15 protein-coding genes and 1 tRNA gene are annotated in these 16,349 nt (G+C 68.8%); 9 read left to right on the top strand and 7 right to left on the bottom strand.

The annotated features are described in order from the left end of the window. Positions 1–149 precede the first annotated feature (149 nt). The 3 genes from thrB to lysA are packed head-to-tail and all read right to left on the bottom strand — an operon-like array spanning position 150 to position 3,859. Complete coding sequence (gene thrB, locus HDC31_RS07150; protein WP_046748227.1) at positions 150–1,112, bottom strand: homoserine kinase; 963 nt, start codon at positions 1,110–1,112, stop codon at positions 150–152. Positions 1,113–1,114: 2 nt separating this feature from the next. After that, positions 1,115–2,419: a homoserine dehydrogenase gene (locus HDC31_RS07145; RefSeq protein ID WP_046748226.1), complete on the bottom strand. Its 1,305-nt coding sequence runs from the start codon at positions 2,417–2,419 to the stop codon at positions 1,115–1,117. A gap of 21 nt (positions 2,420–2,440) precedes the next feature. Beyond that, positions 2,441–3,859 carry a diaminopimelate decarboxylase gene (gene lysA, locus HDC31_RS07140; RefSeq protein ID WP_113681993.1) on the bottom strand — a complete coding sequence of 473 codons (1,419 nt, stop codon included), beginning with the start codon at positions 3,857–3,859 and terminating at the stop codon, positions 2,441–2,443. Between the two features lie 147 nt (positions 3,860–4,006). Between lysA and HDC31_RS07135 the strand changes: the two genes are divergently transcribed. From HDC31_RS07135 to HDC31_RS07120, 4 genes are all read left to right on the top strand, one after another. Continuing rightward, positions 4,007–5,068 carry a YihY/virulence factor BrkB family protein gene (locus HDC31_RS07135; RefSeq protein ID WP_113681994.1) on the top strand — a complete coding sequence of 354 codons (1,062 nt, stop codon included), beginning with the start codon at positions 4,007–4,009 and terminating at the stop codon, positions 5,066–5,068. Between the two features lie 68 nt (positions 5,069–5,136). After that, the gene (locus HDC31_RS07130; protein ID WP_113681995.1) at positions 5,137–6,039 is read left to right on the top strand and encodes an alpha/beta fold hydrolase; all 903 of its coding nucleotides are present in this window, start codon (positions 5,137–5,139) and stop codon (positions 6,037–6,039) included. Continuing rightward, positions 6,017–6,598 (top strand): TetR/AcrR family transcriptional regulator, encoded by a 582-nt coding sequence (locus HDC31_RS07125; RefSeq protein ID WP_113681996.1) that lies wholly within the window; start codon positions 6,017–6,019, stop codon positions 6,596–6,598. The genes HDC31_RS07130 and HDC31_RS07125 overlap by 23 nt, the downstream gene beginning before the upstream one ends. 2 nt (positions 6,599–6,600) lie before the next feature. Continuing rightward, positions 6,601–7,347 (top strand): alpha/beta fold hydrolase, encoded by a 747-nt coding sequence (locus HDC31_RS07120; RefSeq protein ID WP_113681997.1) that lies wholly within the window; start codon positions 6,601–6,603, stop codon positions 7,345–7,347. 16 nt (positions 7,348–7,363) lie between these two features. Here the strand turns inward: HDC31_RS07120 and HDC31_RS07115 are convergent, their stop codons facing one another. Next, complete coding sequence (locus tag HDC31_RS07115) at positions 7,364–8,212, bottom strand: DUF2993 domain-containing protein (RefSeq protein ID WP_113681998.1); 849 nt, start codon at positions 8,210–8,212, stop codon at positions 7,364–7,366. A gap of 40 nt (positions 8,213–8,252) precedes the next feature. Continuing rightward, positions 8,253–9,917 carry an arginine--tRNA ligase gene (gene argS / locus HDC31_RS07110; protein ID WP_113681999.1) on the bottom strand — a complete coding sequence of 555 codons (1,665 nt, stop codon included), beginning with the start codon at positions 9,915–9,917 and terminating at the stop codon, positions 8,253–8,255. 92 nt (positions 9,918–10,009) lie between these two features. Here argS and HDC31_RS07105 point away from each other — a divergent pair, with 92 nt between their 5' ends. The 4 genes from HDC31_RS07105 (at position 10,010) to nhaA (ending at position 12,600) form a co-directional block, all read left to right on the top strand. Continuing rightward, complete coding sequence (locus tag HDC31_RS07105) at positions 10,010–10,825, top strand: SGNH/GDSL hydrolase family protein (RefSeq protein WP_179515941.1); 816 nt, start codon at positions 10,010–10,012, stop codon at positions 10,823–10,825. A gap of 16 nt (positions 10,826–10,841) precedes the next feature. Beyond that, a tRNA-Arg gene (locus tag HDC31_RS07100) sits at positions 10,842–10,914 on the top strand. Positions 10,915–11,082: 168 nt separating this feature from the next. Next, complete coding sequence (locus HDC31_RS07095; protein WP_179515940.1) at positions 11,083–11,256, top strand: hypothetical protein; 174 nt, start codon at positions 11,083–11,085, stop codon at positions 11,254–11,256. A 66-nt stretch (positions 11,257–11,322) separates the two neighbouring features. After that, positions 11,323–12,600: a Na+/H+ antiporter NhaA gene (gene nhaA / locus HDC31_RS07090; RefSeq protein ID WP_179515939.1), complete on the top strand. Its 1,278-nt coding sequence runs from the start codon at positions 11,323–11,325 to the stop codon at positions 12,598–12,600. A gap of 3 nt (positions 12,601–12,603) precedes the next feature. Here nhaA and HDC31_RS07085 read toward each other — a convergent pair whose 3' ends face one another. Together HDC31_RS07085 and HDC31_RS07080 are read right to left on the bottom strand one after the other, a co-directional pair. Further along, positions 12,604–14,142, bottom strand: coding sequence for an amino acid permease (locus tag HDC31_RS07085; protein WP_113681338.1), 1,539 nt, complete (start codon positions 14,140–14,142; stop codon positions 12,604–12,606). Between the two features lie 7 nt (positions 14,143–14,149). Next, entirely contained in the window at positions 14,150–15,520 is a 1,371-nt protein-coding gene (locus HDC31_RS07080; RefSeq protein ID WP_257021977.1) for a glutamate decarboxylase, read from the bottom strand. Between the two features lie 271 nt (positions 15,521–15,791). On the opposite strand from HDC31_RS07080, the gene HDC31_RS07075 reads away from it, so the two are divergent. Next, positions 15,792–16,286, top strand: coding sequence for a DUF1269 domain-containing protein (locus tag HDC31_RS07075; protein ID WP_113681336.1), 495 nt, complete (start codon positions 15,792–15,794; stop codon positions 16,284–16,286). Positions 16,287–16,349 lie beyond the last annotated feature (63 nt).

The following is a 16,349-nucleotide window of genomic DNA, read 5'->3' as shown; positions in this document are numbered from 1 at the left end:
CGTTGAACGCGCACAACGGGTGCTGCGCGCGATCGCACGGGCTGACGCTCGGCGCCAGCCAGCCTCGGCAGGCGGCTCAGGAATGAACTCTGCCACAGGGGTTTGCGTGCGGGTCTTGCAAGAGTTGCAATGGGGCCAGATTCACGCAGTTACGTGGAGCCCTCCGCTCGAGACCCCACTGTACCACCACGCACGTCGACTGCGAGCAGGAGAGCCTCCCACGGGGTGTCGGTGACGCGTTCGGCGAGCTCGACCGCGTCCTGACGACTTCCGGGGCCGTCCGCGAGGACCAGCACACTGGGGCCTGCGCCGGAGACCACCGCGGCGAAACCGGCAGCGCGCAGCGCCTGCACCAGACGCTGCGTCTCCGGCATCGCTCCGGCACGGTAGTCCTGGTGGAGGCGGTCGGCAGTCGCATCCAGGAGCAGCTCCGGGCTCTGCATCAACGCGGCGATCAGCAGCGCGGAGCGGGAGACGTTGAACACGGCGTCGGCAGTGGAGACCTGCGGCGGCTGGAGCGACCGCGCCTGCGAGGTCGACATCGTGTACGTGGGGACCAGCACCAGAGGCGAAACTCCCCTGTGCACGAGGAGCTTCTTGTGCTGCGGTCCCCGCTCCGACATCCATGCGATCGTCAGGCCACCGAAGAGCGCCGGCGCCACGTTGTCCGGGTGGCCTTCGAGCTCGGTCGCCAGCCGGAGGAGATCCGTGTCATCGATCTCCACATCACCCTCGAGCAATCCCTTCGCGGCGAGCACGCCCGCAGCCACGGCGGCACCGGATGAGCCGAGGCCCCTGCCGTGCGGCACGGCGTTCTCCGCGATGATCCGCAGACCGGGAACAGGGCGTCCCGCGTCGGCGAACACATAGGCGATGGTGCGGACGATCAGGTTCGACTCATCACGAGGGATCTCGGCCGCTCCGGAACCGGAGACCTCGATCTCGAGCTCGCCGGCCGGCAGCGCCGTGACCAGAAGCGTGTCGTAGATGCTGAGCGCGAGGCCCAGTGTGTCGAAGCCGGGGCCGAGGTTCGCGCTCGTCGCCGGGACCCGCACCTCGACGGTGCGTCCTTCGACGGCTCCGCCCTCCGCGGGGACGACGGGCGCTGTCATCGTCACTCGCCTTCCACCCGGAGCACCGAGACCACGCGTGCGACGACCTCGCTGTCCGCGAGAGCGTCGACGGTGGCGCTCAGGGCCTGCTCCGTCGCGCGGTGCGTTCCGATGATCAGACGGGCAGTGGGCTCGTCCTCGCCTTCCACGGTCTGCACGACGGTGGCGACCGAGACATCGCCGTCGCTGAGGATGCTCGCGACCGTCGCGAGCACACCTGGCGCGTCCGCGACCTCGAGCGTGATCTGGTACCGGGTGGTGACGTGACCGATCGGCACGACGGGCAGGTTGGCGCGAGTGGACTCTCCCACCCCGACGCCGCCTGCGATGTGACGACGGGCCGCGGAGACCACGTCGCCGAGCACGGCCGACGCGGTCTGCACGCCACCGGCACCGGCACCGTAGAACATCAGGGAGCCCGCAGCCTCCGCCTCGACGAAGACCGCGTTGTTCGCACCGTGCACGGAGGCGAGGGGGTGCGATGCCGGGACGAGGGCCGGGTACACGCGCACCGAGATCGACTCGGCACCGTTGGCCTCGATCCGCTCGCACACGGCCAGCAGTTTGATCACGAAGCCTGCAGCTCTGGCCTCTTCGATCATCGATGCCGTGATCGAGGTGATGCCCTCGCGGTAGACGGCTTCGAGCGGCACGGCCGTGTGGAAAGCCAGGCTCGCGAGGATCGCCGCCTTCTGCGCCGCATCGTAACCCTCGACGTCCGCCGTCGGGTCGGCCTCGGCATAGCCCAGCCGCTGCGCATCGGCGAGCACGTCGGCGAAGTCGGCGCCCTCGGTCTCCATCCGGTCGAGGATGTAGTTCGTCGTGCCGTTCACGATGCCCATGATGCGCACCACGCGGTCGCCGGCGAGCGAATCGCGCAGGGGACGGATGATCGGGATCGCCCCCGCCGCGGCGGCCTCGTAGTACACGGAGGCGCCCACCCGGTCAGCGGCCTCGAAGAGCTCGGGCCCATGAGTGGCCAGGAGAGCCTTGTTCGCGGTGACCACGTCGGCCCCGGAGCCGATGGCCTGCAGGATGTTCGTGCGGGCCGGCTCGATGCCGCCGATGAGCTCGATCACGATGTCGGCGCCCAGGATGAGCGACTCGGCGTCGGTCGTGAAGAGCTCCTTGGGCAGGTCGACGTCGCGTGGCGCGTCGAGGTTGCGCACCGCGATCCCGGCGAGTTCCAGTTCGGCGCCCGCGCGGTCGGCGAGTTCGTCGCCGTGGCGCAGCAGGAGGGCCGCGACCTGAGAGCCGACCGCTCCGGCACCCAGCAGCGCCACACGAAGTCGTCGGTATTCAGTCATGGTTGCTCCTTCGGAGGTGGGTCATTGGTCTCCCTCGGGGGCGTGCGCCCCGTCGATGCCCGCGTCGCGGGCCAGCACGTCGTCGATGGTCTCGCCGCGGACGATGACCGCGGAACGTCCATCGCGTACGGCGACGACCGGCGGACGCGGGACGTGGTTGTAGTTGCTGGCGAGCGAGACGCAGTAGGCGCCGGTCGCCGGCACGGCGAGCAGGTCCCCGGGCACGAGGTCGTCGGGAAGGTACTCGTGATCGACGACGATGTCGCCCGACTCGCAGTGCTTGCCGACCACGCGGCTGAGGCGCGGCTCGCCCGCTCCGACGCGTGAGGCGATCCGCGCCGAGTACTGGGCGCCGTACAGCGCCGGACGTGCGTTGTCGCTCATCCCGCCGTCGACGCTGATGTAGCGGCGGACGGCTCCGGTGTCGATCGTCACGTCCTTGGTGGTGCCGACCTCGTAGATCGTGACACCGGCCGTGCCGACGATGGCGCGGCCGGGTTCGAAGGACAGGGCGGGAATGGGGATGCCCCGGGCGGCGCAGTCGTCGGCGACCGCGGTGATGATGGCACCGGCAAGGTCTTCGATGGGTGTCGGGTCGTCCACACGCGTGTACGCGATGCCGAAGCCGCCGCCGAGGTTGAGCTGGGGCACGGGGCCGTCCTCGAGCAGGGCTGCATGCAGGTCGAGCACGCGCGACGCGGATTCGCGGAAGCCGGCGACGCCGAAGATCTGCGAGCCGATGTGGCAGTGCAGTCCGGCGAACACCAGGCCGGGGATCTCCCGGATCCGGGCCACGGCCCGCTCCGCGTCCGGCAGGGGGAACCCGAACTTCTGGTCCTCGTGGGCGGTGGCGAGGAAGTCGTGGGTCTCGGCGTGGACGCCGCTGATCACACGCACGAGCACGCGCTGCGTCACGCCGGTACGCGCCGTGATCGCTGCGAGGCGTTCGATCTCGATGGCACTGTCCACGATGATCGTGCCGACCCCGACCTCGACCGCGCGTTCCAGCTCGGCGACCGACTTGTTGTTGCCGTGGAAGCCGATGGAAGCGGGAGCGACCCCAGCGGCGAGGGCCACGGCCAGCTCTCCCCCGGTGCACACGTCGACGCGCAGTCCCTCGTCGACGACCCAGCGCGCCACGGTCGTGCACAAGAACGCCTTGCCCGCGTAGTACACCTGCGCCGTGGTGCCGTTCTCGGCCGCTGCCCTGTCGAACGCCAGGCGGAATCTGCGCGCACGCCCGCGAACCTCGTCTTCATCGAGCACGAGGAGCGGAGTGCCGTAGGTGCGGGCCAGGTCCGTGGCGCTGACGCCGGCGATGTCGAGCACGCCGTCGTCGTCTCGTACTGCTGAGGCCGGCCAGACGCCGTCGGCGAGATCGTTCGCGTCCTCGGGGACGGCGAGCCATTCCGGGGCGAGCGAATCGGCAGGGAGAAGCACTGATCACCAATCGTGGGAAGGATCTCGGGCAGGGCACGCACATCGAGGTTGACCCGATTCTAGGGCACCCACCCCGTCGCCTTGATCACGGTGACTCGCCGCGTCAAGCCCCTGCAGCACTCCGCAGGTGCCTCCTAAGGTGGGGGCGTGACGAACAGCGAGACAGCACACCACGACACGGAGTCCTCCGCGAAGCCGAAACCCGGACTTATCGCGCGCATCACGACGCCGGCCATCGCGTGGGCACTCTCCCGGCGACCGGTCAGGGCCGCACTGCTCTACTCCGAGCGACGGGGTCCGATGCTGGCCGACAGCGTCACGTACCGCGCTTTGTTCAGTGTGTTCGCGGGCGTGCTGCTGGGCTTCTCGATCGCCGCGCTCTGGCTCGCCGGCAACCCCGACGCGTGGCGCGCCATCATCCAGGCAGTGCAGTCCGCCGTCCCCGGCCTGATCGGGAAAGACGGCGCGATCAATCCCGAGGATCTGAAGGCCCCCGCATCGCTCTCCGTCGCGGGCATCATCTCGCTCGTCGCCCTCGTCGGAGCCGCTCTGGGAGCGATCGGCTCTCTCCGCACCGCCGTGCGGGTGATCGCCGGGACCGTCCAGGACGACATCCTCTGGGTGTGGGTGATCCTGCGCAACCTCGCCCTGGCGCTCGGGATCGGACTCGCCTTCGTCGCCTCCGCCGCGCTCACCTTCGTCGGTCAGCTCGGAGTCGAGTGGATCGCCGACCTCCTCGGCCTGCCCGCCGACTCCGCCGCGGTCGCCTGGACCGTTCGGCTGCTCTCGCTGCTCGTGGTGTTCGCTCTCGACGCCGTGCTCATCATCGGTGTGTTCCGCGTGCTCTCGGGCGTGCGTCCCGCCGCCGGTTCCCTGTGGCCCGGCGCCCTGATCGGCGCCCTCGGTCTGCTGGTACTCCAGGAGCTGTCCGGTCTGTTCGTGGGCGGCGCGACCAGCAACCCGCTGCTCGCCTCGTTCGCGTCCCTCCTGGCGCTGCTGATCTGGCTGAACTTCTCGACCCAGGTGATGCTGTTCGCCTGCGCCTACATCGTGACCACCGAGGAGGAGAGGTCCGATCGCGTTCATGCGAGGTTCGCCGCGACCACGTTCCCCCAGCGGCGGCTCCAGCGAGCCGAGGCCGAAGTGCAGATCGCGACGGCCGAGCTGCGGGCGGCACAGAAGGCTGCGGCCTCCGACGCGGGGTCCTGATCGGCGTCGGTTGACCCCACCCTCGTTGTGACCCGATCGGGTAACCTGGTCACAACGAAAGGGGCTTCATGGAGCCACGTCGCACGAGCATCACCCTCCCCGGCACCACGGTCTCGGTCCTGGAATGGCGCCCCTCATCCGAAGCCGGCCTTCCCGTCCTGCTTCTGCATGGCGGTGGCGCCGACAACGCGCAGCTCTCGTGGGGAGAGGTCGGCCCTGCGCTCGCCAGCGCCGGACATCGCGTGATCGCCCCCGACCATCCCGGTTTCGGCCGCAGTCCCCGTCCCGGCTGGCCCCTCACCCAGGAACACCTCGTGCGATACGTGGGCGACCTCGTCGACGAACTCGGCCTCGTCGACTACGCCATCGCCGGCCTGTCGCTCGGCGGTGGCATGACGCTCGGCCACCTCCTCGATCGGCCGAGCCAGGCGAAGTCCGCCATCCTGCTGGGGTGCTACGGATTGATGCCGCGCCTGGCCGACGGACTCTCCGGGCGGATGACGCACTTCGGCACGTTCCTGCTGCTGCGCACAGGACTGCTGGCGGCCGCCACCCGGTCCTACGCGCGCAACGCGCCCGCGATGGAACGAGGCCTGGCCACGCTCGTGCGGAATCCTCAGGCGCGCACTCCCGATCTCGTGAAGGCGGTGCTCGACGAAGCGTCCACCGGCACGGGCCTGACGAGCTTCGCGGAGTGGCAGCGCGATCAGGTGCTCTGGAATCGACTGCGCACCGTGTACACGCCTCGACTCCCGTCCATCACGACCCCCACGCTTCTCGTGCACGGCGATCGCGACACCGGGGTGCCGCTCCCCCATGCCGAAGCCGCCGCGGAAGTGTTGCCCGTCGGATCCCTGACGGTCGCCGCCGGAGCAGGGCACTGGGTGCAACGCGACCGCCCCGACCTCGTCGTCCCGGCGATGCTCGACCATCTGGAGGGACACCGCGATGCCCAGGCCCCGCGTCCCTGATCGCCGCGAGCGGATCCTCGATGCTGCCGAGGAGCTCGTGCTCGCCAACGGTTTCGACGCCATGAGCGTCGCCTCGATCGCCGAACGCGCCGGCATCGGCAAGGGCGCGGTCTACCTGGAGTTCGCCGGCAAGAAGGAGATCCTCGATGCGCTGCTGCAGCGCGGCACGACCCGGATGAACGACCGCGTGCGTCGTGAGCTGGGCGACCGGCCGCGCCTCAGCTCCGCGTACCGCGCGTCCGCGCGCGCTCTGAGCGAGGACGCGCTGATGACGGCGGCCTTCCTCGACGACCGGGGCATCCTCGGTGCGCACGTGGCGGATATCACAGACGGCCGATACCGTGACCGGCAGAGGCGCGTCAACGAATGGCTGCGGGGGCTGCAGAGCCGAGGCGAGATCGTGGACGACGTGGATGTCGAGGCCCTCGCCCTCGCACTCTCCAGTGCATCGATCGGACTGCTCTCCGCATCCCGGTTGCTCGGCCCGTTCGAACCGACATTGCTCGAACGCGCCATCGACACGATCGGCCGCATGGCCGAGTCCTTCGAGAGGAACTGATCATGCATGTCGCGACCTTCGGCGATCCGGCCGGCCGGCCGCTGCTCCTCCTGCACGGCGGCGGAGTGGCCGGGTGGATGTGGGAGCCCGTCCGCACCCACATCGACAGCGGCGTGCGGGCGATCGTCCCCGACCTCCCCGGCCACGGACGCAGCACGGATGCGACCTACGACTCCCACGCGGTCACGGTCGCCGCGCTCGCCGGCGTGCTGCAGAAGGTCGGCCGACCGGCGACCGTCGTCGGATTCTCCCTCGGCGCACAGCTCACCGTGCAGCTCGCCGCAGACTTTCCCGAACTGGTGCGGAACGTCGTCGTCATCAGCGCCCAGGCCATGCCGATGCGGATGACCCGCCCCACTCTCGCGCTTCTCGGAGCGACCGCCGGTCTCGCGTCGAAGGAGTGGTTCGCCCGGCTGCAGGCACGGCAGCTGTTCATCCCTGACAAGCTCCTGGCCGACTATGTGCGCACATCCGCCGCGATCTCGCGCGAGACGCTCCTGCGCTCCGTCGAGGAGAATCTCCGCTTCACGCCTCCTGCCAGCTGGCGGACCTACACCGGAGCCGCGTCGATCCTGGTCGGCGCCGGGGAGACGTCGCTCATGAAGCGCTCGGCAGCGCTCCTGCACGATTCACTGCCGCACAGCACCCTCGAGGCCGTCGATGGCTGCGGGCACGGCATTCCGCTGCAACGACCCGCCTGGCTCGCCCGCCGCATCGAAGCGATGCTCAGCGCCAGCGACTCCCCGTGAACCGAGACCGCTGCCGTCAGCTCGGGCAGCTGCCCTTGCTCTGAAGAGCCTTGTCGGTGACGATCGCGCCGTTCACGTCGACGTCGATAACGGCCGCGTCGTCGACGATCTCGATCCCTGTGAGCGTGAGTCCTGAGGGCAGCTGATCGGCGATGCACACCCGTTGGGGCTGCGTGAGTCCCTCCCCGAGGGCGCCGAGGGTGGAACCGACCCGGTCGAGGTCGACGTCGAGTCCGCCGATGCTGACGCCGACCGGCGTGAGCTCGAGGTCACCGTCGATGGTGCCGGGTGTGAGGGTGAGGGAGAGCGGCACCGCGGCTCCGAGCACGCTGATCGAACCGCTCACCGTGGCATTCGGCGCCGTGAACTCCACCGAGTCGACCGGCAGATCGGTGCCGGCCAGGAGCGTCGTGAACTGCTCCTGGTCCACGCGGACCGTGCCGGAAGCGCCGCCGAGGTCGCCCCCGCGCAGCGGAACACCGGTCGCCGTGACATCCGCGGCGCCCGTGATCCCGTCCAGCGTCACGGAATCGGTCGAGAGATGCAGGGTGTCGAGGGTGCCACCGATCAGCTGGGGCAGCAGGAGTCCCTGCGTCTCGACGTCGAGCTGCTGGTCGGCAGGGAGGTCGAGCTTCTCGACGACGATCGACCGTACGACGCCAGGCAGCACGGCGCGTGCGATGAGCTCCGCCGCGACGGCCAGGAGCGCGAGCACGACGACCGCGACGAGAAGCACCCACGGCCACCGCCGCCGCTTCTGCTGCGGAGAGTCTGCACCCTCGTCGGATGCCGAACCCGGGATCACGAGGGTCGGGTGCTCCGTCGCCGCGTCCGGGTAGGGCCGGGTGTGGTTGTCGTCGCTCATGCCTGCCATCCTGCCCCACGGCGACGCACGCCTGCCTGCACTACATGCGCTCCGGCGCCGAGACCCCGAGCAGGTCGAGTCCGTTGCGCAGAACCTGACCTGTGGCGTCGTTGAGCCACAGACGGGTGCGATGCACGCTCTCGATGGGGTCGTCGCTCAGCGGGATGACGCGGCAGTTGTCGTACCAGCGGTGGTACAGACCGGCGAGTTCCTCGAGGTAGCGGGCGACCCGATGCGGCTCGCGCACCTCGGCGGCGAATGCCACGATCCGCGGGAACTCCTGCAGCGCTCCGAGCAGCGCGCTCTCGGTCTCGTGGGTGAGAGTCTCGGGCGCGAACTCGGAGCGGTCGACGCCGGACGCGACCGCGTTGCGTGCCACGTTATGCGTGCGGGCATGCGCGTACTGCACGTAGAACACGGGGTTGTCGTTCGTGCGCTTCTGGAGAAGCTCGGGATCGAGGGCGAGCGGCGAGTCCGCAGGAGAGCGCTCCAGCGAGTAGCGCAGCGCGTCGGTGCCGAGCCACTCGCGCAGATCGTCCATCTCGATGATGTTGCCCGCGCGCTTGCTGAGACGGGCACCGCCGATCGAGACGAGCTGCCCGATGAGCACCTCGACGTTCTTCTCGGGGTCCTCCCCCGCCGCGCCGGCGATCGCCTTGAGGCGGTGCACGTAGCCGTGGTGGTCGGCGCCGAGCAGGTAGATCTTGTCCTGGAAGCCGCGGTCGCCCTTGTTCAGGTAGTAGGCCGCATCGGCGGCGAAGTACGTGTACTCGCCGTTCGAGCGACGGATCACGCGGTCCTTGTCGTCACCGAAGTCGGTGGTGCGCACCCAGACGGCGCCCTCCTGGTCGAAGACATGCCCCTGCTCGCGCAGGCGATCGACGGCCTGGTCGACCAGACTCACACCCTGATCGTTCTTGGCGTGCAGGGTGCGCTCGGAGAACCAGACGTCGAAGTCGACGTTGAACTTCGACAGCGACTGCTTCTGCTCTTCGAGCTGGTACGCGTAGGCGAGCTCGCGGGCGACGTCGACCTGTTCGTCGGCCGGCAGTTCGAGCAGGTCGGGACGCGCAGCGAGCACGCGCGCCGCGAGGTCGCCGATGTAGCTTCCCGCGTAGCCGCCCTCCGGGGTCGGCTCTCCCTTCGCCGCGGCGAGGACGGAACTCGCGAAGCGGTCCATCTGCGCACCCGCGTCGTTGATGTAGTACTCCCTGGCGACGGTGGCACCCGACGCGGCGAGCACCCGGGCGATCGCATCGCCGAGAGCGGCCCAGCGCGTGTGTCCGATGTGGAGGGGTCCGGTCGGGTTCGCGCTCACGAACTCGATGTTGATGCTCTGGCCCACCTGCGAGTCGTTCGACCCGTACGCGTCCCCTGCGTCGACGATGACCTTCGCCAGCGCACCGGCGGCTGCAGCGTCGAGGCGGATGTTGATGAATCCGGGGCCCGCGACCTCGGCGCTCGCGATGCCGTCGACGCCGGCGAGACCGTCGGCGATCTGCTGAGCCAGCTCACGCGGGTTCGTGCCGAGCGGCTTGGCCAGGCGCATGGCGATGTTCGACGACCAGTCGCCGTGGTCGCGGTTGCGGGGGCGCTCGAGCACGATGTCTGATGCGGAGAGCTTCAGGGGCTCGCCGGGGCGTCGTTCCTCCGCGATGGGTGCGAGGACGGCGAGGAGGGCTGCGGCGAGGGTTTCGGGGTTCATAGCCCCCTCAGTTTACGGGGCAGGACGACGCCGGCCGACGGCACGGACCGGGAGGAATTCGCGTTCGCTCTCCCGTGATCTACTCTCATCACATGAAGCCAGCCGCCGCCCGCCGCCGCCGGGGTGTCGCCGCGATCACCGCCGGCCTGATCGTGGCGGTCGCAGCCGTGGCTATCGGCGTCTGGCGCCCGTGGGTTCCCGCCCCTCTCGCCGCCCCGATCAGCGCGGCCGCAGCGGGCGAATCGGACGCATCGGCGGTCATCGCGCCGGCACCGCTCGTCCTCCCGGAGAACCCCACTGTCCTGGTGTTCGGCGACTCCTGGACGTACGGCTCGGCGGCCACCCTCCCCACGCAGGGCTACGCCTATCTCCTCGCCGATCTCCTCGGCGGCCGGACCATCGTGGACGGCGTCCGCGGGAGCGGATACCTCAAGCCCGGTATCGACGGACCGACGTTCGGAGAGCGCATCGCCGCACTCGACCCGTCGCTGTCGCCCGACCTCGTGATCATGCAGGGCTCGATCAACGACCGTGCCCAGGGTGCCGCCGGATACCGCGAGGCCGTGAACGCCGCGTGGGACGCGATGGCCGCCCTCTACCCGAAGGCCACGATCGTGGTGCTCGGCCCGGCCCCGCACGAGCTTCCCGTCGGTGCGACCACGGCCCGCATCGACACCGACCTCGCGGAGCTCGCCGCAGCGCGCGGCTGGTGGTACATCTCCCCGATCGCCCAGGCCTGGATCACCGCGCAGAACTATCTCGACGTGATCGACGTGGAGGTCGGCCGCAAGCATCCGTCCACGGATGGACACCGATACCTGGCCGAGAAGCTGGCCGCCGCCCTCGACGAGCTGCGCGCCGCGCCCATGACGGAGGCCGGTGGGTCGGAGACCACCCCCGACGAGTGATATTGTCGATCGGTACGCCTCCGTAGCTCAGTGGATAGAGCGCCGGTTTCCGGTACCGTAGGTCGCAGGTTCGACTCCTGTCGGGGGCACACATCAGCAGAAGGCCGCTCTTCGGAGCGGCCTTCTCTCGTTTCGCCTCGACTGGCGGTTCGCGCTCAGCTGCGAAACCGCCCGAGATCAGCGGCTGCCGAACGTCCGCGGCGGCCGAAGGTGCGCAGGCCCCGCAGGTTCCCAGGCCTTCCGGATAGGCTGTTGCCGTGCCCCTCCTCTCGATCGCCGGTTCGACGCGTGCCCCGCACCGTCTGCGTTCGGCGACGCCCATGAGGGCGTGGATGCGGATCATCATGCACCCGGGCACGAACGGGTGGACCAGCGTCTGGGGCACTCTCTCGCACGGCGAGATCGCCGGCTGCCCGCCGCCACGGAACTAGACCACGCCTCGAACGGGGCGGTGGTCTTCTGCGCCATTCACCCCTTCTCTCACGTGAGGTCTTTCCGTGTCCCCGAATCCTTCCCCTGCCCGCATCTCCCTCGCCCCGCACGCCCTGTGGCAAGGCATCCGTTCCAACGCACGCAGCGACGTGCTCGGTGGGTCGCTTCTGCTCGCGGCCACGTTCGCCGCGTTGATCCTCGCCAACAGTCCCGCCGCGCCCTGGTACGAGTCCGTGCGCGACTTCACCTTCGGCATCCCCGAGCTGCATCTCGAGCTCAGCATCGGCGCGTGGGCGTCGGACGGACTCCTGGCGATCTTCTTCTTCGTCGTCGGATTGGAGCTGAAGGAGGAGTTCGTCGCGGGACGCCTGCGCGATCCTCGCCGCGCTGCCCTCCCCATCGCCGCGGCCGTGGGTGGAGTGGTGGTGCCCGCGCTGATCTTCGTGCTGATCAACGCCGCGAGCGGTGCGGATGCGCTGCGTGGCTGGGCGATCCCCACCGCGACCGACATCGCGTTCGCGGTGGCCGTGATCGCTGTCGTCGGCAAGTTCCTGCCGCCCGCGCTGCGTGTGTTCCTGCTGACCCTCGCCATCATCGACGACCTCATCGCGATCACCATCATCGCGACCTTCTACACCGAGAGCATCAGCTTCCCGTGGCTGATCCTCGCGCTGCTGCCCCTGGCAGGATTCGCCGCCCTGGTGGCGAAGGGCGTGCGCGCATGGTGGCTCCTCCTGCCCCTCGCCATCGCGGTGTGGGTGTGCATCCACGCGTCCGGCGTCCACGCGACGGTCGCCGGCGTGCTGCTCGGCTTCGTCGTGCCCGTCACCGCGACGGAGCGCGCCCGGGTGCGCACGGGCACCGACGCGGACGCCCGTCCGGTGTACGACGGCATGGCCGCACACCTCGCCGACCGGTGGGGCATCGTGGCCACGCTGTTCGCGGTGCCCGTGTTCGCGTTCTTCGCCGCCGGCGTCACGGTCGGCGGATGGGACGGACTCGCATCGGCGTTCACCGACCCGATCACGATCGGCATCGTCGTGGGACTGGTCGCGGGCAAGCCGGTCGGCATCCTCGTCACGACCTTCCTGCTGAGCCGGGTCCCCGCTCTGCGCCTCGACGAGACGCTCCGCTGGCCGGACCTGACCGGCATGGCGTTCCTCGCGGGAATCGGCTTCACCGTGTCGCTGCTGGTCGGCGAGCTCGCCTACGGGTCGAGCTCGGTCGCGGACGAGCACGTGAAGATCGGCGTGCTGGTCGGGTCGTTCGTCGCAGCCCTCCTCGGCGGGATCATCCTGGCGCGGCGCAATGCGCTGGCCCGAGCGGCGCATCGGGTCGAGTGACCCTCACCGACCTTCCGGTGAGACCGTGGCCTCCGGATGGGCGTCGCTCAACAGGCTTCCATCCGGCGGTCGACGGTCCCAGGACGGGCGACGGATCGCGTAGAACCTGAGGGGTGGTGCGCCCAGCACCACGATGACAGCGCCGACGACCCACGGATAGGCCGCGGGAGGGAAGGCGGTGAATCCCTCGGGCGGGATGAAGGCGAGCAGGAAAGCCGCGAGACACGCGACGAAGCCGATGCCGGCGACCAGCGGCAGCGCAGCGACGCGGTACGCGCGGTGCACCGTCGGCTCCTTGCGACGCAGCACGATCGCCGACGCGAACATGAGCATGTACATGATCAGGTACAGCGCGGCCGCCATGTCGATCAGTGCGACGAACGCGGCACTCACGTTCGGGACCACGATGAAGATCGCAGCGAGGATCGTCACGATCGTGCCCTGGAGCATCAGGATCCCGGACTGGACCCCCGCCTTGTTGCGCTTCTGCAGCATCGGTGGAAGCAGGCCCGTCTCGGCGGCGGCTAGCACGCCCTTCGAAGGCCCAGCGACCCAGGTGATCACGGAGGCGAGCGCGCCGGCGGCGATCAGCGCCGAGACGGCTGCCGTCGCCCATCCCATCCCCCAGTGATCGAAGTACACGCCGAAGGCGAGCATGATGCCGTTCGTGAGCCCCAGTTCCTTCGACGGGACGGCGACCGAGATCGCCAACGTCGGAAGGATGAACACGAGCAGGATCAGACCGGCGGCGAGGAACACCGAGCGGGGATACCCCTTGCCCGGGTCCTTCATCTGGTTCACGTGGACCGCGTTGACCTCCATCCCGGCGTACGCCAGCACATTCGACACGATCAGGACGATGGACGCCAGGCCGGTGAAGGGAGGGATGATCGCCGATGCTTCGAGCGGGACCTGGCTCTTCTCGCCGCTGAACACCCAGATCGCACCGAACACGATGAGCAGCGCGGCCGGCAGGAGCGTGCCGAGGATGCCGCCCCAGGAGCCGAGCTTGGCGAAGAGGTTGCCGCCGCGGAGGGTGACGAAAGTCGAACCCCAGTAGAACACGATGATCACGACCGCCGTGAAGAAGCCCGAACTCGACAACGACGGATCCATGAACACGAACGCGAGGGCACCCGCGATGAATGCGAGCTGTGTGGGGAACCACACCACGTTCTGGATCCACTGCAGCCACACCGCGGTGAATCCCCACCTGTTCCCGAGCGCCTCCCGCACCCAGACGTAGATGCCGCCCTTCCATCCGGTGGCGAGCTCTGCGGCGACCAGGGCCGTCGGCACCAGGAACACGATCGCGGGGATCAGATACAGCATGATGCTGCCGAGGCCGTACGTCGCCATCGCCGGAAGCGAGCGCAGACTGGCGACGACGACCAGGGTGAGCAGGGCGAGCTGGCCGACGCCGAGGATGGCGACGGCCGGCCGCGACACCTGCGTGGCTGCCGACGTGCGCGCAGCAGTCGGGCGAGTCGGCCTCGCTGCCGGAGTCGATTCTGGGGTGGCACCCGTGTTCGAAGTGGACATCGCGGGCTCAGTGGTGGAAGGCCGACTGGGACTTCTCGGTCGGCATCGGCGACTCGAGTGCGTCGAGGTAGGCGACTTCGGTCGCGATCGCCTGCAGAAGCTCCTCTGCGAGGTCCATGCTCAGCCCGTTGCGCACCACGATGCGCTGCACCGTTATCCGCTCCAGGTCGGCGGGCATCGGATACGCCGGCACGAGCCAGCCCTTCATCCGTAGCCGATCCTGCAGATGGTAGAGCGTCCAGTTCTTCGTGTGTCCGTCCTTCAGACGCCACGCGAACACAGGGATGTCGCTGCCGTCGTTCCACAGTTCGAACGCGTCGAGCTCGGCGATCCCCGCGGAGAGGTACTTCGCGACGTCCTGAGAGGCCTGCTGCACAGCGCGGTACCCCTCGAAACCGAGACGGAGGAACAGGTAGTACTGCAGCACCACCTGAGCCCCCGGCCGCGAGAAGTTCAGCGCGAACGTCGGCATCTCCCCGCCCAGGTAGCTCACCTTGAACACCAGGTCCTCCGGGAGCCACTGCGCCTCCCGCCACACCACCCAGCCGAGCCCCGGATACACGAGCCCGTACTTGTGCCCTGACGTGCTGATCGAATGCACCCGCTCGAGGCGGAAGTCCCACACCAGGTCCGGCTGCAGGAACGGCGCGATCATCGCCCCCGATGCCCCGTCCACGTGGATGGGGATGTCGAGGCCCGTGTTCTTCTGGATCTCGTCGAGAGCGGCGGCGATCTCGGCCACCGGCTCGTACATGCCCGTGTACGTGACCCCCATGATCGCGACGACGCCGATCGTGTTCTCGTCCACATACTTCGCCAGGTCGTGACCGTCGAGAGTCTTGTGCTCCTCGCTGATCGGCACGTAGCGCGGCTCGACGTCGAAGTAGTTGCAGAACTTCTCCCAGCACACCTGCACGGCCGAGGACATCACGATGTTCGGACTCGAGGCATCCTTGCCCGCCGCGCGCCGAGCCTGCTGCCAGCGCCGCTTGAAGGCGAGACCGCCCAGCATGCACGCCTCCGACGACCCGATGGTCGAGGTACCGATGCTCTTCTCCGCATCGGGCGCGTTCCAGAGGTTGGCCAGCATGTGCCAGCAGTTGTCCTCGATCGCCGCCGTCTGCGGATACTCGTCCTTGTCGATCATGTTCTTGTCGAAAGACGCGGCATAGACCTGCTTCGCGTCGTCGTCCATCCACGTGCTCACGAACGTGGCGAGGTTCAAGCGCGCGTTCCCGTCGAGGATCGTCTCGTCCTCCACGATCTGCTTCGCCGTATCGGGAAGCGACTCCCCTGGCGGGATGACGTGGCGCGAGGTGAGCGTCGCCTCCCCCGGCCTCGTGAAGATCGGCTGGTCGGCGCTGGAGGGAGTGCTCATGTCCGTGACCTTTCGCATCGCTGTCGACGTACCGCCAGCGACACGCTCGATCCTCATCGCTGGCCGTGTGCCGACCACTATCCCAAGAGCGACGATGCCGCGCCACCCCACTTTCGACCACATCGAAGCTCCCCCGGGTGAATTAGGGGCGGAGCCGGACGATCGCGGAAGTGACGTGCCTAGCATGTGCGGAGCGGGGCTCCGCCGCGGAGTGGACTCCCGAGATCATCGGCTGAGGGCGGTCGACTCAGCCCGAAGAAGGGAAGCATCCATGGCTGAACTCATCGTCATCTCGTTCGACAGCGAGCCACAGGCGGAAGGTGCCTACGACGAGATCCTGTCGCTGCAGAACGATCTGGTCGTCGAGCTCGCGGGCCTGGCGCTCGTGAAGGTCGACGAGAAGGGCAAGACCAAGGTCGAGTACCCGGGTGCAGCGGGGAACATCGGCGTCGGTGCCGCTGGAGGCGCGCTGTTCGGCATGCTGATCGGTCTGCTCTTCTTCGTCCCGTTCGCCGGGCTGCTGTTCGGCGGCCTCTTCGGCGCGCTGTTCGCCGGGCTGGACAAGACCGGTATCGACGCCGAATTCCGGGACCGGGTGAAGAACGCGGTCTCCGAGGGCAAGTCCGCCGTCGTCGTCTACGCGACGAAGATCACGGAGGACAAGTTCGCCGCCGCTCTCGCGCCGTTCAACGGCACCGTCGTGCAGACCTCCCTCTCGGCGGAGGACGAGAAGGAGCTCATCCACGACCTCGGCGGCGCGAGCTGACCAGCACTGTCGAGGAAGCCAGCACTGTCGAGGAAGCCAGCACTGTCGAGGAAGCCAGCACTG

Source organism: Microbacterium sp. JAI119 (assembly GCF_013410135.1).
Taxonomy (GTDB): domain Bacteria; phylum Actinomycetota; class Actinomycetes; order Actinomycetales; family Microbacteriaceae; genus Microbacterium; species Microbacterium oxydans.
This window is presented reverse-complemented; position numbering and strand designations above follow the sequence as displayed.